The 20,864-nt window shown below is 69.9% G+C and carries 18 protein-coding genes; 5 read left to right on the top strand and 13 right to left on the bottom strand.

Features of this window, described 5'->3' with window-relative positions; all coding sequences use genetic code 11:
• The first annotated feature begins 554 nt into the window (after positions 1-554).
• The 3 genes from BY998_RS25125 (at position 555) to BY998_RS23125 (ending at position 2,886) form a co-directional block, all read left to right on the top strand.
• Positions 555-2,015: a family 16 glycosylhydrolase gene (locus BY998_RS25125; protein WP_110354039.1), complete on the top strand. Its 1,461-nt coding sequence runs from the start codon at positions 555-557 to the stop codon at positions 2,013-2,015.
• 89 nt (positions 2,016-2,104) lie between these two features.
• Positions 2,105-2,290, top strand: a complete 186-nt coding sequence (locus tag BY998_RS23130; RefSeq protein WP_110354038.1) for a hypothetical protein — start codon at positions 2,105-2,107, stop codon at positions 2,288-2,290.
• Between the two features lie 296 nt (positions 2,291-2,586).
• The gene (locus BY998_RS23125) at positions 2,587-2,886 is read left to right on the top strand and encodes a hypothetical protein (RefSeq protein WP_110354037.1); all 300 of its coding nucleotides are present in this window, start codon (positions 2,587-2,589) and stop codon (positions 2,884-2,886) included.
• 15 nt (positions 2,887-2,901) lie between these two features.
• Here the strand turns inward: BY998_RS23125 and BY998_RS23120 are convergent, their stop codons facing one another.
• Together BY998_RS23120 and BY998_RS23115 are read right to left on the bottom strand one after the other, a co-directional pair.
• Positions 2,902-3,543, bottom strand: a complete 642-nt coding sequence (locus BY998_RS23120) for a methyltransferase domain-containing protein (protein ID WP_110354036.1) — start codon at positions 3,541-3,543, stop codon at positions 2,902-2,904.
• A 58-nt stretch (positions 3,544-3,601) separates the two neighbouring features.
• On the bottom strand, positions 3,602-5,194 hold the full coding sequence (locus BY998_RS23115; protein ID WP_110354035.1) for an oligosaccharide flippase family protein: 1,593 nt from the start codon (positions 5,192-5,194) through the stop codon (positions 3,602-3,604).
• Between the two features lie 385 nt (positions 5,195-5,579).
• On the opposite strand from BY998_RS23115, the gene BY998_RS23110 reads away from it, so the two are divergent.
• Complete coding sequence (locus BY998_RS23110; protein WP_245421719.1) at positions 5,580-6,749, top strand: glycosyltransferase family 4 protein; 1,170 nt, start codon at positions 5,580-5,582, stop codon at positions 6,747-6,749.
• Entirely contained in the window at positions 6,746-7,612 is an 867-nt protein-coding gene (locus BY998_RS23105) for a glycoside hydrolase family 16 protein (protein WP_110354033.1), read from the top strand. The genes BY998_RS23110 and BY998_RS23105 overlap by 4 nt, the downstream gene beginning before the upstream one ends.
• A gap of 134 nt (positions 7,613-7,746) precedes the next feature.
• Here BY998_RS23105 and BY998_RS23100 read toward each other — a convergent pair whose 3' ends face one another.
• The 11 genes from BY998_RS23100 to BY998_RS23050 form a co-directional block, all read right to left on the bottom strand.
• Positions 7,747-8,997, bottom strand: coding sequence for a glycosyltransferase family 4 protein (locus BY998_RS23100; RefSeq protein WP_245421718.1), 1,251 nt, complete (start codon positions 8,995-8,997; stop codon positions 7,747-7,749).
• 35 nt (positions 8,998-9,032) lie between these two features.
• Positions 9,033-10,319, bottom strand: a complete 1,287-nt coding sequence (locus tag BY998_RS23095; RefSeq protein ID WP_245421717.1) for a polysaccharide pyruvyl transferase family protein — start codon at positions 10,317-10,319, stop codon at positions 9,033-9,035.
• The gene (locus BY998_RS23090; RefSeq protein WP_110354030.1) at positions 10,303-11,997 is read right to left on the bottom strand and encodes a tyrosine-protein kinase domain-containing protein; all 1,695 of its coding nucleotides are present in this window, start codon (positions 11,995-11,997) and stop codon (positions 10,303-10,305) included. The genes BY998_RS23095 and BY998_RS23090 overlap by 17 nt, the downstream gene beginning before the upstream one ends.
• Positions 11,994-12,902: a glycosyltransferase gene (locus BY998_RS23085; protein ID WP_110354029.1), complete on the bottom strand. Its 909-nt coding sequence runs from the start codon at positions 12,900-12,902 to the stop codon at positions 11,994-11,996. The genes BY998_RS23090 and BY998_RS23085 overlap by 4 nt, the downstream gene beginning before the upstream one ends.
• Positions 12,903-13,026: 124 nt before the next feature.
• Positions 13,027-14,154, bottom strand: a complete 1,128-nt coding sequence (locus BY998_RS23080; protein ID WP_110354028.1) for a glycosyltransferase family 1 protein — start codon at positions 14,152-14,154, stop codon at positions 13,027-13,029.
• 267 nt (positions 14,155-14,421) lie between these two features.
• Positions 14,422-15,858 (bottom strand): hypothetical protein, encoded by a 1,437-nt coding sequence (locus BY998_RS23075; RefSeq protein WP_110354027.1) that lies wholly within the window; start codon positions 15,856-15,858, stop codon positions 14,422-14,424.
• A gap of 9 nt (positions 15,859-15,867) precedes the next feature.
• The gene (locus BY998_RS23070) at positions 15,868-17,187 is read right to left on the bottom strand and encodes a polysaccharide biosynthesis/export family protein (protein WP_110354026.1); all 1,320 of its coding nucleotides are present in this window, start codon (positions 17,185-17,187) and stop codon (positions 15,868-15,870) included.
• Positions 17,184-18,134, bottom strand: coding sequence for a hypothetical protein (locus BY998_RS23065; RefSeq protein ID WP_110354025.1), 951 nt, complete (start codon positions 18,132-18,134; stop codon positions 17,184-17,186). The genes BY998_RS23070 and BY998_RS23065 overlap by 4 nt, the downstream gene beginning before the upstream one ends.
• Before the next feature lie 30 nt (positions 18,135-18,164).
• Entirely contained in the window at positions 18,165-19,334 is a 1,170-nt protein-coding gene (locus BY998_RS23060) for a glycosyltransferase (protein ID WP_110354024.1), read from the bottom strand.
• Positions 19,335-19,564: 230 nt separating this feature from the next.
• Positions 19,565-20,167 (bottom strand): sugar transferase, encoded by a 603-nt coding sequence (locus tag BY998_RS23055; protein ID WP_245421716.1) that lies wholly within the window; start codon positions 20,165-20,167, stop codon positions 19,565-19,567.
• Positions 20,168-20,754: 587 nt separating this feature from the next.
• A partial coding sequence (locus tag BY998_RS23050; RefSeq protein WP_146221845.1) for a hypothetical protein occupies positions 20,755-20,864 on the bottom strand: 110 nt, incomplete at its 5' end.

Below are 20,864 nucleotides of genomic sequence, written 5' to 3'. Positions count from 1 at the left end.
AAACCCCCACACACCACAGACCCGCCCGCACGGCCAAACCCCGCGCGGGCCTCGCCGCGTCCACACCACGCCGCTAAACCGCGCATGGGCCAAGCCGCCCCGTCAGGCCCGTGCGGATCGAAACCCGCGAACACGTGCAACCCGCCGGACCGAGCCCGGCCGACACGCCCCGCGAGAGGGGAGGGGGCTTACGCCTGCTCGCGCTTGCGCGGGCACGATCAGTCCGGAAGCGCCGCGCCCTGGATCGCCTCGGCGTCGCCTCGCGAGGACGAGGCGGAAGTCTAGACCAACATCATGGCGTAACGGGTGGAGCCGAGCCATCGGCGCAGGGGGGACGCCGACTTTCGGGACGAGGCACGCCTTGGCCGGATCCCACGGCGGATCGCGCGAATCTGTGAAGCTGGGGTCATCGCGAAGAATCCATCGCATGAGGCGCCGTCGATAGCGGCAGCTACCGCGCCCGGATCCGGGCGGATTCAGATCTTCTTAGAACGGCGACGCTTAGGCTTCGGCAAACATCTTGCAAGCGCTCTGCGGTCTTCGAGGATGAGATCATGTCGGCTCCGACGGGCTACGCTCTGGTTTACGCGGACGAGTTCAGGACTCTGAGCGTCTCGGCGAGCCGTACGGCGGATGCGAACTGGTACAGCGGGCAGGCCTGGGGCGGGTCTTTCGGCAGCGCGCGCTTCGTGCCGGCCAGCGCGGTCAACGCGCCCTTTTCCATCGTCGAGCAGGGCGGCGAGACGGCCCTGCGCATCCACATGACCCGCGACGCCAACGGGCAGCTCCAGAGCGGGCTAATCTCCGACACCTTCCCGGACGGCAGCAGCCGCGCCGTGCGCGACGGAGATGCCTACGGCTATTACGAGGCCCGGCTCTGGCTCCCGACCGGGAAGGGGGTCTGGTCGGCCCTCTGGTCGATCGAGTCGGAGCGGCTGTCCGCCACGCGCGATCGGGTGGTCGAAGTGGACGTGATGGAGAATTACGGCACTGCGATGCCGACGCAGTATTCGAGCGTGGTGCACGACTGGGACTGGGCCGGTACGACCCTGGAAGGACACACGAGCGACTACGCCCGCACCAATCCGGGTGCCGACATCGTGTCCACGGGCTGGCATACCTACGGCGTCGAGATCACGCCCGAGCGGATGACGTTCTACTTCGACGATCAGGCCTACTGGTCGCGGGCGACGCCCGAGGCCCTCGACACCGATCCGATCTGGATGATCAACCTCGCGGCGGGCGGCGGCTGGCCGATCGATCCCGGTCTCAACGATGCCTCCCTCTACGTCGATTACTTCCGTGCCTACGAGGCCCGGCCCGTGAGCACGCCGCCGGTGGGACCGACGCTGCAGGGGACGAGCCGCGACGACACCCACCTCGTCACCGACTCGCACACCCGGATCGTCGAGAGCGCGGATGGCGGCTACGACACCGTCCGCAGCACCGTGTCCTACGCCCTGCCCGACCATATCGAGAAGATCGCGTTGCTGGGCAGGTCCGATCTCAGCGCGACCGGGAACGGGCTCGCCAACGAGATCTACGGGAACGACGGTGCCAATGTGCTGTCGGGCCTGGGCGGCGACGATCGCATCTTCGGTGGGGCCGGCAACGACATGCTGGTCGGCGGGGCCGGTGACGACCGGCTTGCCGGCCAGGACGGCGACGACGTGCTGATCGGTGGCGCCGGAGCCGACCGCCTCTACGGCGATGCGGGGGCCGACCGGTTCGTTTTCCAAAACGTCACCGACAGTCCGGTCGGTGCGCGCGACACCATCGCCGGCTTCTCGGCCGTGCAGGGGGACCTCATCGACCTGTCGCAGATCGACGCCAACATGCTCCTGCCCGGCGACCAGTCCTTCACCTTCATCGGTTCCGGCGCCTTCAGCGCGGCGGGGCAGCTTCGCTTCGAGAAGGGCGTCCTCTCCGGCAATGTCGACGGAAACCTGTCGCCCGACTTCGCGATCAATGTCCTCGACGTGAAGCATCTCACGGCCGACATGCTGATCCTGTAATCGCCGGGTGCGGCCCCGCTTGGCACGGTTCATGGTAAAGGAAATCTTTACGACGATCGGAATGCCGGTGTCGGACGAGGAATCCTTCCATGCAGGATCGCGACCCGCTCTGGTACGACCGCGCCGAGCCTGAGGAAGAGCCGGGCTTTCTGCTGAGGACGGCGGCGATCCTGTTCGTCGGCGTGTCGGAACTCTACGGCCTACCCTACCGCCTCTGCCGGATGGTCGGGGACCGGTTCGTCCGCCGGGTCTTCCGGCCCGATCCCCGTTCCTGAGGGGTGCGGAACGGCGGCCTTCAGGCTCACAGGTCCGATCGACGGCGCGTGCTCCAGAAATTGCCGGCGCCCCATCCCGCCCGCCGATTACGGCGGGCGCTGCGCGCGAGACTGAGCCTCCCGGTTCTCAGAACAGCGTCGCCTCGCGACAGATTCCGGATATCGCCTCGCCGCCGAGAGCCGTCGCTTCGGTGCGCGAATGGTTTATTCATCGGTCGCCGGCATCATCACGGCGCCATCGGGTACAGTCGTCGAACCGTCCGCGACCGTGTTATGCCGGGATACGGAGGAGTGTGATGGGAACGATTACGATCTGGGCACTCTTTGCCCTCTTCGGAGGCGTATGCGCCCGCTACGTTTCCGTGATCGGTTTCGTTCTGACCGCGCTGGGGATCGTCGCCTTCCTCGCCGTGCTGAATGCGCTGACCGGCAGCGGCTTCGGTGCAGGGATGTTCGCCGGCGCCTTCGTGGCGCTGCAGGTGGGCTATTTCACCGGCCTCGTCGCGATCGTTCTGCTCCGCCACGCTGCGCGCCTCCTGTTCAAGAAGGATCTGCGCCGGGTGGAGAAGGGCGACCTCCACATCAAGCACGATTGAGGGCTGCGCCCGCACTCAGACGGCGTCCGGCGCCTTCCGGGCGAAGGCCCAGACCATGACGGGGTAATCCGGCTCGTTGGCGAGCGAGCCGAAGAAGCCGCGCTTGCGCCATGTGCGGAGATTGCCCACGAGACAGGCACGATTCCCCCAGGCTTGAGCACGGATGTCCTGCGCGGCGAAGCCGCATTCCTGCAAGAGGTAGCTCAACCCGTCCGGCGTCCAGCGCGAGCAGTCGATCGGCACGCGGTGGATGCGCACGAGGAAGGGGGTCGCGATGACGAGGTGCCCGCCGGGCTTGAGCATGGACCAGACGTTGCGGCCAGCCCGGTAGGGCCAGGGCAGGTGCTCGAACACCTGATCGGCGATGATCAGGTCGAATTGGCGCGGCAGCGTCTCGGCGCAGATGTCGAAGCCCGGATATTCGGTGTTCTCGTAGCTCTTGAAGGCGAAATCGCGCGTCCACTGATTGCCGCCCGAGATTTCCAGTACGTCGAGCGTTTCCGGCCCGAGTTTTTGAATGAAGGCGAAGCAGTCGCGGTACATCGCCGAGCGGACCCAGTCGGTGGTGTCGTAGCCCGTTCTGCGCAGCAATCCGCGCAGTCTCTCCCAGAGAGCGGGCCTCTGCCAGATGGCGTCGAGAAGGGCGGCGGTGATCATTTCAGAACACTCCCTGTGATGGTTCGGGCCGCGCGCGGAGCCCGGTCTCGCGATCCCCTCATCGCTGGATCAGGCGCCGGATGCCGCCAAGATCCTCCCGCAGTCGTGAGCCCTCAAGCAGAAACAGGACCACGAAGTAGCCGGCGAGGCCGGCGAGCAGCCCGAGGCCGATGCGCCCAATCTCGGTGGGGGCGCCCCGCACGATCAAGTGGCAGGCGAGGCCGGCGGCGAGCCCGGCGAGCGTGGGCGCCCGCATCGCGCGCAGCAGCGGCCCCATCGGCGCCAGGCCGACCCGGCCGGGCGCCCGCAGCATCAGGCCGGCAAAGAGCACCTGCGCGACGCCGATGCCCCAAGCGACGCCGAGGGGGCCGAGCCAGGGACCGGGCAGCACCGCGGCTGCCCGCGCGACGACGAGGATGAGGGAGAGGCGGAACACCGTCCAGCCCGAACCCCTGGCGAGCAGGAGGGCGCCGCTCTGATGCGCCACCGCGTTCAGCGCGTAGAACGGAATCAGGATGCTCAGGAGGGTCGCGGCGTCGCTCCAGTCGGGGCCGAGGATCCGCAGGATCAGCCCCGGCACGACGGCGGCCGTGAGGAAGGCCACCGGCGCCAGGAGGAGGCTGAGGATGTGCACGAGCTTGGCGTGCAGCTGCGCAAGACGCACGTCGTCCTCGCGCAGGGCGTGGGCATAGAGGGCGCCCCAGAGCGGGCCGGACGCCGCCTCGCAGACGAAGCGCGGCACTTGGTTGGCGAAGGTGAAGGTGCCGAGTGCCGCCGGACCGAAGAAGCGGCCGAAGACGAGGTTTTCCACGAGTCGGCCGGCGAAATCGACGAGCCGGCTGCTGACCAGCGCGCTGCCGGTGGAGACATGCGACTTCAGCATCGACGGCCGGAAGACGAGGCTCGGGCGCACGAAGGCCAGGAGGTTCAGCACGCTCCCCCGCACGAAGTAGAGGATGACGTATTGCGCGGCGAGGCTCATCGCGCCCGCGCCTCCCACGGCGAGGATGACTGCGACCGCCGCGCCGAGCAGGTTTCCGGCGAGATCGGCCCCCGAGATCGCCGCGAGCCGGCGCTCCCGCGTCAGCCGGGCATAGGGCAGCACCGAGAGGGTGACGAAGAGGAAGCTCACCGAGAGCAGAGCCATCACCTCCGCGACTCGAGGCTCGCGCGACAACTGCGCCAGGACCACGCCCCAGCCGGCCACGGTAAGCGTGAGGCCGGCCCCGACCATCAGCACCAGCCAGAAGGCGGTCGACCAGATCTCGCGCGACTGCGTCGGTTCGCGGGCGAGGGAGGCGCCGAGGCCGCCATCGGCCAGGGTCATGAAGAAGGCGACCGTGGGCAGCGCCAGGGCGTAGACCCCGAATTCGGCAGGGCCGAGCAGATGCGCCATCAGTGGCAGCATCACCAGTTGCAGGCCGATCTTCACGAGGTTCACGCCGCCCCCGGCGAGCACGTTCACCGCGAGCCTGCGGGAACCGCCGCCCGGCGGTTCGGCCTCCGGCTGCGCCTGCGCCGTCATCAAGGCCGGGGCCAACCCCGGCCCGGTGGCAGGCCCCGGCAGCGCGACGGTCGCCTCCGCCACGGAATCCCGTTCCGGATCGGAGGCGGCGCCATGGGCCGGGAGACGCTGGTTCTCGTCCCTCATCCTGAAGCGATCTCCATGCCGACCCTTCCGCGCGGCGACCGCGCAGCCTTCGGGAAGACGTTCGTCCTCGCCGAGCCGATTTGACCGTTACGCAAGACTGTTCGAATCCGCACGAGACGGCGGATGAGGGAAACAAATCAGTTCTGTGCGGCGCGGAAGGGCGCAAAACGACCGAACATCCAGCTTCAGCGATGGGCTGGATACATCGTAATCAGATCAATGATCGCTCATCGCGGCGGCATCTATTCGGGCATGTCTTGCATCCTCACAATTTCCTGACGATGATGCGTTGCAAAATCCATGCACGTTTCCGGCCGCGGGTGGTCCGCGGGCGATTTTGCAGGTGGGCGCGCCCCGTGCCGGGTGCGGCCGACCCGCGAGGACCGTGCGCGTTCAGGCAGGTGCGCTGTTGCAGGCGGATGCGCAGGAGCCTCTCGTTGCCGGAGCGGATCGGGCCGGGGCCGGCGGCGCCGGCCTGCGGCGCGTCTTCGTCCACCTCGCGACCGACAAGGACGCGGCGGCGTGGCGCCGGGCCTGGGAGGCGGGCACCCTGGTCGGCGTCAACGAGGAAACGCCCTACGGCTACGGCCGCGCCGAGCGGATGGGCTGCTCCCTCGCCTTCGCGCGGGCCTATCCGGAGAACCCGGCGGTCCGGTTCCTGCGTCTGGGGCTGCGCGTCCTCCTGGGCTTCGACCTGCTGCACGCCCAGCGCCAGGGCCGGGCGCTCGCCGAGGCGGACGTGGTCTGGACGCACACCGAATCGCAGTTCCTCGCGGTGGCCGCGGCCCTCGTCTTCCGGAAGCGGCGGCCGAAGCTGATCGGGCAGAGCGTCTGGTTGTTCGACCGCTGGCACCGCCTCGGCCCGCTTCGCCGGATGCTGTACCGCCGCCTGATCCGGGACGTGGACGTGCTCACGGTCCATTCCACCGAGAACCTCGCGGTCGCCCGGGCGCTGTTTCCCGACAAGCGGGTCCTGCACGTGCCCTTCGGCATACCCTCGGAGCGGGTCACGGCTCCCGTCCGGCGTCCGTGCCGTCCGCTGCGCGTCCTGGCGATCGGCAGCGACCGCCACCGCGACTGGGCCTGCCTCGTCGCGGCGCTCGACGGGCTGCCGCAAGCCTCGGCGATTATCCTGTCGGGCACGGCGCCGCGCCGGCTCGCCCGCTCGCGTCCGAACCTGCGGATCGGGCAGGCCCGCAGCCAGGCCGAACTCGCCGCGCAGCTCGCCGCGGCGAGCGTGGTCTGCGTGCCGCTGAAGCCCAACCGCCATGCCAGCGGCATCACGGTGATCCAAGAGGCGGTGCTCGCCGGCCTGCCCGTGGTGGCGACCGCCACCGGGGGGCTCGAAGGCTATTTCGGCGCCGACGCCGTCCGCTACGTGCCGCCGGGCGATCCGGCCGCGCTGCGGGCGGCGCTCCTCGAGGTCGCGGCCGATCCCGAGGCGGCCCGCCTCCGCGCCGAGCGAGCCCAGGCGCGCATGGTCGAGGCCGGGATCGGGGCCGAAGCCTACATCCGCCGCCACGTGGACATCAGCCGGGAGATGCTCAACCGATGAAGGTTTCGACCCTGAAACCGGCTCTGCGCCCCGCGTTCCTCCTTTGCGTCCTGGCCGCGAGCGCGCTCGGCCCCCGGCCGGCCGCGGCGGCGGACGAGGCGCTCGATCTCTGCGCCTACAAGCCGGCCTTCATGGAGGAGTTCGACAGCCTCAGCGTCGCTCCGCGGGTGCTGAATTCCGCGCGCTGGATCGCGCACACGCCCTGGAACGGCGATTTCGGCGATGCCCGCTTCGTCGACGACGCGCCCGCCGGCCCCTTCTCGATCAAGGAGGGAATTCTCCACATCACCGCCCGGCGGGACGAGGCGGGCAAGTGGCGCTCCGGCTTGCTCGCCGCCTCGGACGGCACGGGTGCGGGCTTCGGCCTGCGCTACGGCTACTTCGAAGCGCGCATGCGCCTGCCGCCGGGGCCGGGCACCTGGCCGGCCTTCTGGCTCGGCACGCGGCGACCGAACGCCGACAAGACCCCGAGCATCGAGATCGACGTGATCGAGTATTACGGGCATTCGGATGCGGCCTACTCGGCGGCCCTTCACGTTTGGTACAAGGGCGAGGACAAGAAGCGCACCACCAATACGGTGCAGAAGATCCCCGTGCCGGCCGGCTCGCTCCTCGACGCCTTCCACACCTACGGCGTGCGCGTGACGCCCGAGACCATCACCTACTATCTCGACCGCAAATCGGTCTGGCAGCGGCCGACCCCGCCGGAACTCGACAAGCCGCTGTTCCCCCTCGTCAACCTCGCGCTCGGCTCGGGCTTCCCGATCGACAGGACGCCCAATCCCTCGGTGCTCCTCGTCGACTACGTGCACGTCTACGCCCCGGACCCCGAGGGCCGGGCGGCACGCTGCCCGAGCCGCTGAGGGCTCGCGAGCGCGACGGGCTCGGACCGATCGCCCCGCGTGTTTCGCGCGGGCACACCGGCAGGATCACGCGAGACCGGGATCCGCTCATCCCGGAGGCCAGGGAGAGGCCGCGCGTTGGGGCGGGGTTCCGGTCAGGCCGGCAGCGCGGCGCGTGCCGGGACCGCCTTCGGCAGGGCGGCGGCGTAGGCGTCGAGCAAGGCATCGGTCCAGCCCTCACTGGTGTGACCGAGATCGGCGGTGCGGGTGAAGGCGTTGCGGCTCATCCGCTCGGTCAGCGCGTCGTCGCCCGCCAGCCGCGCCATGGCTCCGGCCAGCGCCGCCTCCTCGCGCGGGTCGCAGGCGAGGCCGGCCTCGCGGATCACGATGTCGGCGGCGAGCAGCGCCTGATCCGTCAGGATCACCGGCAGACCGCTCCACAGAGCCTCGCCGGCCACGAGGCCGTAGGGCTCCGGGTAGCGCGAGGGCATGACCAGGGCGCGGGCGTCGCGGACGAGGCGCGCCACCGCTTCGGCCGGCTGACGGCCGGCGAAGCGCACCTCGGGATGCTCGCGCCGCAGCCTCTCCAGAAGCGGCCCGTCGCCGATCACCAGCAGCGGCACGCCCGCCGCCCGCGCCGCCCGCGCGGCGAGATCGGGACCCTTCTCCTCGTTGAGCCTTCCGACGAACACGAAGGCGCGGTTGCGCTCGGCCGCGATGCGGGTCGTGCTCCAGGGATGGATCGGATTCGGGAGCGTCGTGATCGCCGCGTCCGGCACCCCGCCGCGGACGAGGAGCGGGCGCATCGCCGCGTGGATGGCCAGGACGCGCGGCGCCGCGTCCCGGTAGCGCAGGGTGCGAGCCTGTACCGCTTGGCGCGCCACCCGCCAGAGCTTGTGCGCGTAGCTGCGGCGGTCGCATTGCGCCGTGAGGCAGGCGAGACCGAGCGGCACATGCGGGCAGGTCTCCCCCTGCCGGAAGAGCGCGTAGGCCCCGTTCGGGCAGGTGAGGAAGAAGTCGTGCGCGCTCACGAACAGCCGTGCGCGCACCGGCTCGAGGGCGCGGAACACCGCGGGCGACAGGATCTGGCTCCAGGTGTGGAGGTGGTAGACCGTGCCGGGAGCGTCGTGGCGGCGGATCAGGTCGCCGACGAGATCGAGGGTCGCCGGGTTGTAGAGGCCACGGCTCAGGCTCGCCAGCGCGCCCGCTTCGAGGAGCCGCTTGCCTCCGAGGGCGTGGACCGGGATGCCGGCCTCGGCGAGGGCGGGATTCGCGCCCGCATCGCCCGCCAGATAGGTCACCGGGATGCCGCGCGCGTGCAGGAGGCGCGCACTCAGCAGCGCGAGCCCCGTGGCGCCTCCGAAGGCGAGGGAGCGGTCGTTGATCACGACGACGCGGCTCGGCAAGGCTCCTCCCGCGCGCGCGGCGGCCGGAGCGCCCGTCATGGGTGCGCCTCGCAAGGAATTGCGGCACCGGCCCCGGCACCCGCCTTCAAAGTCTCGGCGAGGACGGCCACGTCCGCCGCCGCCTCGTCGAGGATCGCGCCGTGGCGGCGAGGGTCGAGGCCCTCGCGCAGGCCGCGCTCGGCCAGCGCCAGCACGGCCTCGGGCCCGTCGCGGCCGGCGGTGCGGACGTACTCGCCGCGCCCGACGAGATCGAAGAAGCTCTTGAGCTTGAGGTCCCAGGTGAAGCCGATCTGCGGGACGCCGTAGGAATAGGCCGCGATGTTGGCGTGCAGGCGGTGGGCCATCAGCAGGTCGAGCCCTGAGACGAAGGTCGCGAGCTCGGTCGGGTTGCGGAAGCGCGGCGCGAAGGCGAGGGCAGGCCCACCGGTCGGCGCCGGGGCGGTCTCGGCCAGGACCGCGCGAAGGCGGCCCAGATAGGCCTCGTCCTCCGGGCTGCCGTTCGTGAAGACGTCGACCGACCAGCCCCGCGCGAGGCAGCCGCGGACCAGGGCGGCGTACCATTCCGTCAGGGCGCGCTCGCTCACCGCCGCCTCGTCGGAATGGTAGCGCAAAGTGGTCGGATGGGTGAGGCCGAGGCCGATCCGCGGCGTCGTGCGCGGGCCGCGGACCTGCGGCACGTGCCGGGCGACCAAGAGGCCGGGATCGTGCACCACCCGCGCCCGGGGGGCGCCCGAGGCTCCGAGCCGCCGGTTCCAGATCTCGGCCGAGCGCGCGTCGCGCACCGAGGCGTCGAGAAGGCGCGTGCCCGCCAGCGCGCGCCGGAACAGGGCGGCCCCGGTCTCGGACCAGTTGTCGGCCACGCCGACGGCGAAGACCGCGGTCGGGATCCCGGCCGCGCGCAGCTCGCCCCAGGCCGCGTCGATCTTCAGGGGGAAGTTGAGGTCGGCGTCGCTGAAGAGGTTGCCGCCGCCGGTCACCGCCGCGTCGATACCCGCGAGCCGGGCGCGCCAGATCGGGCGCTGACGGCTCAGGGAATGGCCGAGCAGGGTGCGAACGAGGCCGTGGCGTACGGGCGTCGGGCTGCTCTGGAGCAGGCTCAGCGTCGCCCCGCGCAGGCGCCCGCCCGCGACGTAGTCCGTGCGGCCCGCGAGGTCGAAGGCCTCGACGACGAGCCCGGGCACGATCCGCATCAGCTCGGCCTCGATGCATTCCGCGAGCAGACCGTCGCCGAGGTTTGGGCTGTACTTGACGTTGAAGAGTCCGATGCGCAGCCCGCTGGCCCGCCCGCTCTCCCGATGCCGCTCCTCACGATGCTGATGCACGGACATGCCTCCTGGCTCTGCGGGCCTGCACCGGATCGTTGAGGACGATGCCCAGAACGCGGCAACGGGCGGAGTGGAGGGCGCGGATCGCGTCCGAGAGCTGGTCGAGCTTCGTCCGGTTCAGGCTGGCGACGAGGACGATGCCGGTGAGCATGTGCCCGATCGCCTGCGCATCGGAGGAAGCGTCGAGCGGCGGCAGGTCGAGGAGGATGTCCCGCTTGCCGTTGACCCGCGCCAGGGCCGCGCGCATCGCATGCGCCCCGAGGAAGGCGTTGGGGTTGGCCGTCCGCCCGGCCGCCACGGCGGGCACGAAGCTGAGCGAGGCCGCGAGCGCGACCTCGGGCAGCTCGGCGCCGTTGGCGGGCGAGAGGACGAGGCCTTCGAGCCCGTCCGCCGCCCTGGGCGCGAAGCGGCGGGTGAGTTCGGGCTCCCGCAGGTCCGCATCCACGAGCAGCACCCGGTCGCTCGATGCGGAGAGCAGGCAGGCGAGATTGGCGCTGAGCGCGGTGCAGCCCGCCTCCGCGTGGCAGGCGAGCAGGCCGATCGTGATGTAGCGGTCCTCGCCTCCCACGGCGAAGAGGACGGTGCGCAGCCGGCGCAGGGCGAGCGCGAAATCGGATTCTGGACGGCCGAGGGCGCTGGTCTCCGTGAGGCGCCCCTCCCGATAGCGCGGGACGGGAAAGCAATCGATGCCGAGCATGCGGCGGATTTGGGCGGGCGAGCGCACGGTGCGGTCGAAGCTGTGCAGGACCGCGATGCAGCCGACACCGCTGACGAGACCGAAGACGGCGCCGAGCAGGAGGATCAGCTTGGTCTGCGGATAGGCGGCCGCGAGCGGGCGCAGGGCCGCGCCGACGATGCGCGCATCCGAATCCGGGAACTGGAAGTCGGTGATCACGCCCGTGGCGACCGCCTCGTCGGCGGCCTTCTTCTGGGCCTGGATCAGCGCGATCCGGCCCTGCAGGAACTCGGTGCCGCGCTGGTCCGAGGCGGCGCGGACGAGCACTTGGTCGCGGATATAGGCGGCCGCGATCGTGTTGGTCAGGCGGGCGGCATCCCTCGGCGTCAGGCCCCGGAAGGACACTTCGAGGACGTAGGATTGCCCCAGCCGCTTGACCTGAACCCTGTCGGAGAAGTTCTGGAAAGCGATCTCGCGGGCGCGCATCGCCGCCTCCTCGGGCGAGAGCGGCGGTGCCGACAGGAAAGGGACCAGGGCCGAGAGCAAACCGACGGTGCGGCCGAGGAGGCTCGGCCCCTTGGCCGCGTAGGCGGGATCCGCGTCGAGGCCGAGGGTATCGAATACGTAGCGCAGGTTGCGCGCCGAGCGGATGACCTGCACCTGGCTCTCCGCCTGGGCGCTGTCGAGCGCCGGGACCGTGGCCGCCGCCGCCGCGGCGGCGTCGGCGCCGGGCGGCAGCCGCACACGCGGCTCCAGCGCGATCTGAGCCGCGGCCACGAACTCGGGCTGCGTGATCGCCACGTAGGCGATGCCTGCCGCCGTGCAGAGCAGGACCCACAGCGCGAGAGCCTGGGCATGCCGCCGGATCGCGGCGATCAGGTCGCCGATCAGCGTCGTCTCGGATTCGTGCCCGGGCTCGCCGAGGTCGATGCGGTCGAGCCCGGCAAGCGGGCCGTCATGCGAGTCGTCCGGGCGGAGGATCTTGGTGGTGTAGTTCATAGGGAGGCGGCCCGTTCCGGAGTCAGGCGCAGGCGCAGCAGGTCGAGCGCGGCGATGAGGTTTCCGACGAGGCGCCCGCGGCGGTCGACATAGGGCTCGGGTCGGGCCGACTTCACGAGGTTGGTCGCGACGTTGCGGCTGATCTGGCGGATCAGCTGCGCGGTGGTCATCGTGCTCTTCCGGTGCATGTAGACCGGGTTCATCACCTGGGAGTAGCCGAGCTTGCGTCCGGACACGCGGCCGCCCTTGACGCCGAGATGGACGCCGGTGGCCGGGCCGAGCTTGATCAGCCGGCCGCCGCGCTGCGCGACGCGGGTCCCGAAGTCGCGATCCTCCAGCCATCCGTAGAGCACGAGCCGCTCGTCGAACCGCAGTCCCTCGATGGCCGCGCAGCGGAAGGCCATGTTGCAGCCATAGGGGCTGTAGCCCTCGATCACCCACGCGCCCGCGCCCGGATCGTGGGCGGCGATGCGCGCCAGCGCCTCGTCCCGTGTGAGGCCGGGTCCGAGAATGCCGTCGGCCAGCACGTGGCCGGTGATGCAGGCGAGCCCCGGCTCGGCCCGGAACGCCCCCGACACGGTCTCGATCCAGCGCGGATCGGGATAGAAGTCGTCGTCGAAGAAGACGACCCAGTCGGTGCCGTCCGGGAGCGCCCGCAGAATGCCGTTGCGCTGCCGGGCGAGGCCCGGTGTCTCGTAGACCACCGTCACATCCCTGCGCACGGCGACCGCGCCGACATCTTCGGGTCCCGAGCAGCAGACGATGATCGACTGCGGCTTCAAGGTCTGGCGGGCGAGGTTGTCGAGCATCGCCGCGAGCTGGTCCGGGCGGCCCCGGGTCGCGATCCCGACACAGACGCGCGCCGGCTCGGGATCGGCGGTGTCAAAGGGACCGGTGCTCGTCACCGCTGGCCTCTCTCGCTGATCGGACAAATCGAATGCGGCCTTCCGGTCGATGCCATCCGCGTGCGCAGCGCGGCCGCCCCGGTTGCAGGGTCGGATCGCATCGCGGTTGGAGGCGGCGTGCGCCCTAGAGCCGGCGCAGCAGGTCGAGATAGCCTTGCGCCGCCTCGCGCCAGGAGAAGGCTTCCGCGCGCTCCAGGCCGCGTCCGCGCAGGTCGGCGCGCAGCTCCGGCGACGCCACGAGGTTGCGGAAATGGGACTGCCAGGCCGGTGCGTCGTCCGGATTCGCCAGGAGGGCGGACCCTCCGCAAATCTCCGGCAGGCACGACTGATCCGAGGCGATGACCGGGCAGCCGAGCGTCATCGCTTCGAGCAGGGGCACGCCGAAACCCTCGGAGCGCGAGGGAAAGGCGAGACAGAGCGCGTGCGCGTAGAGCCAGGCAAGGTCGTCGTCCGTGACGAAGCCGAGGCCGTGGATGTTTCGTGCGCTGACCGTCTCCGTCCGCGAGAAGATTGCCGCCGAGCCGCCCGCCACCACGAGGTCGATGCCCAGAGCGTCGAGCGCTTCCGCCTGCCGCAGGATGAAGGCCGCGTTCTTGTGCCGGGCGCGGCTTCCCAGCAGCAGGACGAAGGGACGGCCCCCGCTCAGGCGCGCGGGCAGGCCGGAGGCCGCAGCGTTCCAGCGGAAGACGTGCTCGCGCCCGTTGTACATGACCGTGATCGCCTGCGGCGAAATCCCGAGGTGCCGGGCCAGCTGGCGGGCCGAGAAGTGCGAGACGGAGGTGACAGTCGCCCCACGCCTGACGAGGGCCGGCAGCAGCACCCGGTAGAGCGCGCGGAAGGCGGGACTGTAGCTGCCCGGCGCGTCGAACACGTTCGTATCGTGCATGCACACGATCTGCCGGCGCGCCGCGAGCGGGCCGGTGTTGCACAGGTTGAGCAACGGCCGCTCGGACCGGATGGGCAGGATCGCCTGCTCCCACAGATGACCCGAGGCGCCGCCCGCGCGAGACGGCTGGATCGCCGCGAAGGCCGGCGGCGCGACCGTCGGCGGCAGGATCATCCGCGCCTGCGCACCCTGATGGCTCAGGAGACGGTCGATCTCCGAGACGACCTCTCGGGCATAGCGCTGCACGCCGGTCACGGGCTGGGCGTAGAAGCGGCCGTTGATCGCGAAGGCCGCCACCGGGGACGGCGCCCTCGGATGCGTCAGCCGTGGCTCGCGGGTGACAGGACGCACGTCGCCAGAATACATCGTTCACTCGTAGAGCGACCAAGATGGTCGAGATTCCGGCACGAAAACAAACTAGAATATATCGTCTTCGGGCAGGATTGTTTAATTCTGTCAGCAGGCAACCGGTGGAGATATCTGTCAAGTCGTTAATTTGGCCAAATTCCGATTTTGATTCTATCTTCGCTCTCGTGTAAAGTATTCGCTCGACTCGACATTGTATCGATTTCGGCATCGATCGAATTCGGTCTCCGGGAACGACGAGTTTGCGCTCGTACAAGGGACCTGTGCTCACGGCCGGGCCTCCGACAGGCGGCTGACCGCCGGTGCCGGGCCCGCAGGTGGCGGTCGGGAGATGGCTCGGCCGGCGGGCCGCGGCGTGTGGGCGGCGGCGATCATGCCGAGCGCCGCGGAGGCGGCGATCCCGATATCCGGAATGGTGCCGGCGAGCTGGTACATCACCAGAACCGGCACGAGCGCGAGCTTCGTGACCGTGGCGAACACGACCGCGTCGCGCGTCGCGTTCCGCGGGGCGGCCACGAGTTGCTGCGCGATGAAGCCGAACATCATCAGCGCGCCGAACAGGCCGGTGCTGCCGAGGATCGAGATCACCCAGTTCGAGACCCGGATCGAACCGAGCCCGACCCCGAGGCCCCCGGAATCCAGGAAGGCGTGCCAGCCGACCCGGTTCCACAGGCTGCGCTCGACGTAGGAGGCCGAACTGGACTTCTGGAAGACCATCTTGTCGACCATCGCCACGATCGGATCGAACAGCGCCGGCTGGATCACGAAGGTCGCGAAGATCGCGAAGACGACGAGCACGATGAGGCCGACTTCGAGGCCGATCTGGTCGCGGCGCGGATTGCCCGCGTCGAGCATGCGCACCAGAAGATCGAGGCCGTAGACCAGCCCGAACACCGCAAGCCCGACATAGGCCGTCGACGAGGTCGAAAGCATGGTCATCAGTACGAGCCCGCCGATCGCGACCATCACCAGCACCTGCTCGTTGCCGGCGCGGTAGAGCGGCTGGGTGAAGACGAGTGCCGCCGCCATGCCGACGCAGGCCGTGCCGTAGCTGGAGGCTTCCGGCATCAGGCCAACCACGCGCTTGGCGCCCTCGGCCTCGACATCCGTCAGGAGCGCGTAGGTCGCGGTGCGGAAAGGTTCGAGGACGGCACCGAGATTGAGGCTGAAGGTGATCAGGTCGACGAGGCCGGTAGCGACGAGTGCGCAGGCCGCGGAGAGCAGCGCGCGCCGGTAGTGCGCGCGCATCGCTTCCGTCTGGCCGATGACCGTGAAGGCCAGGGTCGCGGCGTAGGACAGCGCCATGTAGCCGGATTGGGTGATGTTGCCCGCGCCCGGCTTCAGGATGTCCGTGCCGAAGCGGAAGGCGGAGACCGGCACCACCTCGATCATTCCCGAGAACACGCGCGGCAGCACCAGGGCGCCGAACAGCGCGTAAGCGAGGAAGGCCGAGAACAGGACGAGGCGCTGCGGATCGAGGGCGGCCTCGATGCCGCGCCGGATGTTGCCGGGCTGGATCATCACCTTACCGATGAACACCGCGGCGCAGGCCGATTGGGGCAGCAGATTGGCGCCGCCGCTCCCCGGCAGCATCTGCAGGGAGCCGAAGGCGCCGCAGATCATCAGCAGGTAGAGCAGGCCCGGCCCGTTCGAGAACGCGGCCGCGAGGATCAGTACCCACAGCAGGGCGGCAGGCCAGCTCACGGGCGCGCCTCACTCATCGCTCGCCTGCCCGGCCAGCACGCGCGGGCCGCCCGTGCCCGCCGCGGCGGAAGGGCCCGGGGCGCCCAGCCGCGGCTGCACGCGCACGACGTCGCCGGGCTGAAGCAGGTCGTCCTCGTCGGCCGGCAGCGTCTCGGCTCGGTTCCCCCGGCGGCGCAGGATGAGATAGTCCGGCTTGGCGTAGGCGTCGGACGTGGCCACCACGGTGGCGGGCGAGGTGATCTCCGCCTGGCGCAGGAGGTGGCGGGCCGCTTCGAGCTTCGCCTCGGTCTCGTTGAGCTTGATCCGGGTGTCGGCCGATTCCTGCAGGGCGACGTTGCGGCGCTGATCCTTCAGGTCGAGGATGTCGCGATCGGCTTTCGAGATGTCCTGCCGTGCCCGGATCACGGCGATCTGAACGTCGAGCCGGTTCGACTCGAGGGTGGCGATGGTTTGCGAGGCCTCGATCTGCCGCGGCATCGCCGAGAGGCCCTTCGCCACGAGGCCCGAGATGCGGGAGAGTTCGCTCCTCATCATCTCAAGCTGATCGACAGTCTTGGCATCCTTGGCCGTCAGTGAGCCGATCTGCTCTGTCAGGAAGTCCTTGTAGTACTTGAGGTTGACGACCTGCGCCTCGACCGCCGCCCGGCGCGTGTCGAGGGCGAGGCGCTCCTCGCGAAGGATACGGGCGATCTCGGCTTCGGTGCCGCGGGACTGGAGTTCGGCCGGGAAGGTGACCGGGGTCTCCCTGATCTCCGCATCGAGCCGGGCTTGTCGCGCGATCAGGGCGAGGCGGGTCGCCGAAAGCTCCTGCATGTCGCCGCGCGCCTGCACGGCCTCGCGGGTGAAGCGCAGAAGGAGGTCGGTGGGCACCCGCTGCATGCCGCCGGCGATGCTGACCGCCTGCAGGACGCTGAGCTGGGGCCGGTACTCGTACTCGCCGGGCTTCTCGACGCTGCCCATCACGTAGAATGGGCGGAACTTCACGATCTGGACCGAGGCGTCGGGCCTCGCGGCGAGGCCGGCCTTCGCCCGCAATCGCTCCGCGAGATCGGCGGCGACCTCCGTCGTCGTGCGCCCGCTGGCCTCGATCTCGCCGACGACGGGGAGCGCCACCAGCCCTGAGGGCGCCACCGTGAACTCGCCGGTGAAGGCCTGCCACTGGTAGGCCTCGCCCGTTCCGGCGCGCAGGTCCGAGACCTTGACCTGGAGCTGGTCCTGGGGGCCGAGCCGGTAGGATTCCCCGGCCCGGGCCATCCCGGCGGCAGCGAGCAGGAAGGCCAGGGCCAGGCCTGCCGCGCCGCGACGCCGGATGTGGGCGTGCGTCCTCATGCGGTCCTCGCGCGTTCGGGCAGGTTGGGGGTCGGGATCGTCCGGACGCCGCGTGCCGGCGTGGTCCGGGGCAGCAGCACGATCAGCAGGCCGCTCACCGCGCCGAGTCCGGCCATCATGGCGAGAAGCGGTCCCGGCTTCGGGAAGGCGCTGCGCAGCGGCAGCGTGGCGGGTCCGAGCAGGCGCATGTCGGCATCGGGCAGGCCGCCGTCGGGGATGATGCCGAAGCGGATGCCGGCATCGGCCGCGATGATCTGCGTGTGCAGGCTCTTCAGGCGGCTCTGGAGGTAGACGCCCCGGCGCTGCTCGCGGGCGAGCACCCCGCGCAGGCGGTGGGCGGCGTAGGCCACGGCGATGGCGTTGACGACCTGGGCGGCCTGCTCGGCGCTGTGGGCGCGGTAGGAGATCTCGATCACGTAGGACAGGCCGAGGCGGCGCGCGCGCACCCGGTCGGCGAAGGCATGGAAGTCAGGGACGCCGTCGGCGGCGGGTCCGATGAGGCGCTCGAACTGATGGATCTCGGCGCCGACATAGGACCACAGCCCGTCCGGCCCGCTGCGGATCTCGGGCGCCGCGGCGAGATTCAGCATCTTGAAGACCCGGTAGAGCAACTGCTCCGAGCGCAGCACGCGCAGCTCGGTTTCGCACTGCTCGCCGTCGATCATGAATTGGTGGAAGTGCCGGACGTCCTCGGGGCCGTCGTTGATGATGACGCGCGGCTGCAGGAGAATCTGCGTCGTCGCGACGAAATCCGGCCGCAGCAGCTTCACGTAGACGGCGCCGAAGACGACGAAGGCCCCGACCCACAGCATGAGGAACGGTGCCTTCCGCCGAAGCAGCCTCAGCGTCGCGGCGATGCCCGCCGACGCTTCGGACTCGGGGCGCTCGCCGCCCCAGATCGTGCGGGCCGGGGGCGCGGCGCCGCTGCGGAGGCGGGGGCTCCTCATCGCCGCCACGTCCCGCTGCGGGCTGCAGGCTTACGCATAGGCGGGCCGTCTGCGGCTCAGGGGAATGAGCGCGCCGGCCTCCGGCGCCGCATCGGGCGGCTGCCGGCCGTAGGCGCCGATCCAGGCCTCGGCGACGGCCTGGCGCATCTGCCGCTCGAACCGGGCGGGATTGAACTGGCGCGCGTGAAGGATGATCTCGGCCGGGTCGAGGGCGAGGCTCTCCAGACGCGCGACGGCGTCGATCAACGCATCCTCGCCCTGCTCGTCGAAGAAGACGCCGGTGCGCCCGTCCACCACCGTCTCGGTAGCGCCGCCGCGGCCGTAGGCGATCACCGGGCGGCCGCTGGCCATGGCTTCCACCGGAACGATCCCGAAATCCTCCTCGCCGGGGAAGATCAGGCCGAGGGCCCGGGCATAGTGGTGGCGCAGGACGGCGAAGGGTTGCGAACCGAGGATCTGCACCGTGGGGCCGGCGAGCGCACGCAGCTCGTCCAGCATCTCGCCGCCGCCGATCACCACGAGGCGCCGCTTCGACGCGTTGAAGGCGCGCACGGCGATGTCCGGTCGCTTGTAGCGGACGAGTTCGCCGACCATCAGGTAGTAGTCGCCCAGCTCCTCCAGCCCGACCGGCGCGAAGGCGGCGACATCGACCGGCGGATGCACGATTTCGGCGTCCCGGCGGTAGTACCGGCGGATGCGGCCGGCCACCGTGCTCGAATTGGCAACGAAACGGTCCACCCGCGCGGCCGAACTCTCGTCCCAGGTCCGCAGATAATGGGTCAGCACCGGCATCGCGGCGCGCGCGACCGGTCCGGCACTGCGCCGGTACTCGTGGTACATGTTCCAGATGTACCGCATCGGGGAATGGCAGTAGCAGAGGTGGACTGCGCCCTCCGGCGGGATGATGCCCTTGGCCGGACCCGACTCGCTGCTGAGGATCAGGTCGTATCCGCTGAGATCGAGCTGCTCCAGCGCCAGCGGCATCAGCGGCAGGTAGGATTTATACATCCGCGCCGCCCGCGGAAGCTTGGCGATGAACGAGGTGCGGATCGTGTGGCGGCGCAGATCCTCCGACAGGGCGTCCGGCACGACCACATGGGTGAAAATGTCGGCCTCGGGGTACATCCGCCCGAGCGCTTCGATGACCTTTTCGCCGCCCCGCATGCCCACGAGCCAGTAATGGATGATCGCAACACGCATGACGCGCCTCCGGGGCCGGCCTTTCGGAAAGGGGTGCTCGTGGGCGGAAAGCCACCGTTGGCGGGGCAGCCTCCCTCGTTCGACCGCTCGGCGAGAGGCCGAGGACGTGGATGATCGCGCCGGCCGGTCACCCGGCCCGCTCCCCGCGATTTGTCGGGACCGATCGCGCGGGCGCCGCTCAGGGGGCCGGCGGCCGCGACATCAGGTTCCGATTTCGCCGACGCCCGGGATTAGTAGGATCCCTTGACCATGAAGACGGCCGGGATCGTGCGGAGGATGATCAGGATATCGCCGGTGAAGCTCTGGGACGCGACGTATTGGCGGTCGAGCCGCACGCGCTCCGCGTAGCTCGTGTCCGAGCGCCCGCTGACCTGCCAGGCGCCGGTGAGACCCGGGCGCACGGTGAAATAGTCGGAGGCGGCGTCGCCGTACTTTTCGATTTCCGCATCGACGATCGGCCGCGGACCGACGATGCTCATCTCGCCCCGGACGATATTGATGAGCTGCGGCAGCTCGTCGAGGCTGGACTTGCGGAGAACCTGGCCGATCGGCGTGATGCGCGGATCGTCCTTGAGCTTGCGCGTCAGGGTCCACTCGGCGAGGGCGGCCGGATTCTCGGCGAGGTGGCGGGCCAGCGCCTCCTGGCTGTCGAGGCGCATGGTACGGAACTTCAGGCAGCCGAAGTTCTTCTGGGCGCGGCCGAGGCGCCGATGGCTGTAGAAGGGCGAGCCGCCATCGGCCATCCAGATCGCCAAGGCGACGAGGACGAGCAGGGGCAGCAGGAGGGCCAGCGCGATCAGGGCGGTGCTCAGATCGAACCCGCGCTTGACCACGCGATCGGCGGCTCGGCGCGCGCCGAATGGGCGCATGCCCAAGGGGAGGAGGGAGGCCCTCTTCAAACGCGGGCCGATCAGGGACAGGTTTTGATCCGACACCTAGGCCTCCTTATTCGCGACATCTCCAAAAGAAACCGTTAACCACGTTTGACTAACCTTGCCTTTTGCGGCGCAGCATGGCAAGTCCGGTCGCGAGCAAGTTCTGCTCAAGTTTTCAGCCTGGCGAGTTTTTTGTAGGCATGCGGCAAGCCAATAATCGGGCTGCCATCCTATGTTCGGAAAGTTGTCGGCGCTCGCCAGAGCGAGTTGCATCGATTTCCGGATGTCATCCGATCATCGGCGAGACCGAGGGCGGCGCCTGAAACCTGCCGAGTCGGTTCCGGCGCAGCGGAACTCGAGCGTGATTCGCGTCGATATGCAGCCCGTTTCCGCTCGGCGTAGATCCGGATATCGCCAATACTTGGAGTTTCTGATCGTGTTGCGCTGCAAAATGCGCCGTCCGTTGCGCGACCGGTCAACGCCCATTTGGGTGCGGCCGGGGAAGGGGCGGCAGGCCGGGTCGGCCGGGCGCCCCCGGGCCGGTCTCAGCGTCCGTAGATGTCCTCGACGCGGATGATGTCGTCCTCGCCCGTGTAGGAGCCGACCTGCACCTCGATCAGTTCGAGCGGGATCTTGCCGGGGTTCGTCAGCCGGT

This window comes from Methylobacterium sp. B4 (genome assembly GCF_003201865.1).
Taxonomy (GTDB): Bacteria; Pseudomonadota; Alphaproteobacteria; order Rhizobiales; family Beijerinckiaceae; genus Methylobacterium.
Note: the sequence above shows the minus strand (reverse complement) of the source record. Positions and strands in the feature narration are given on the sequence as shown.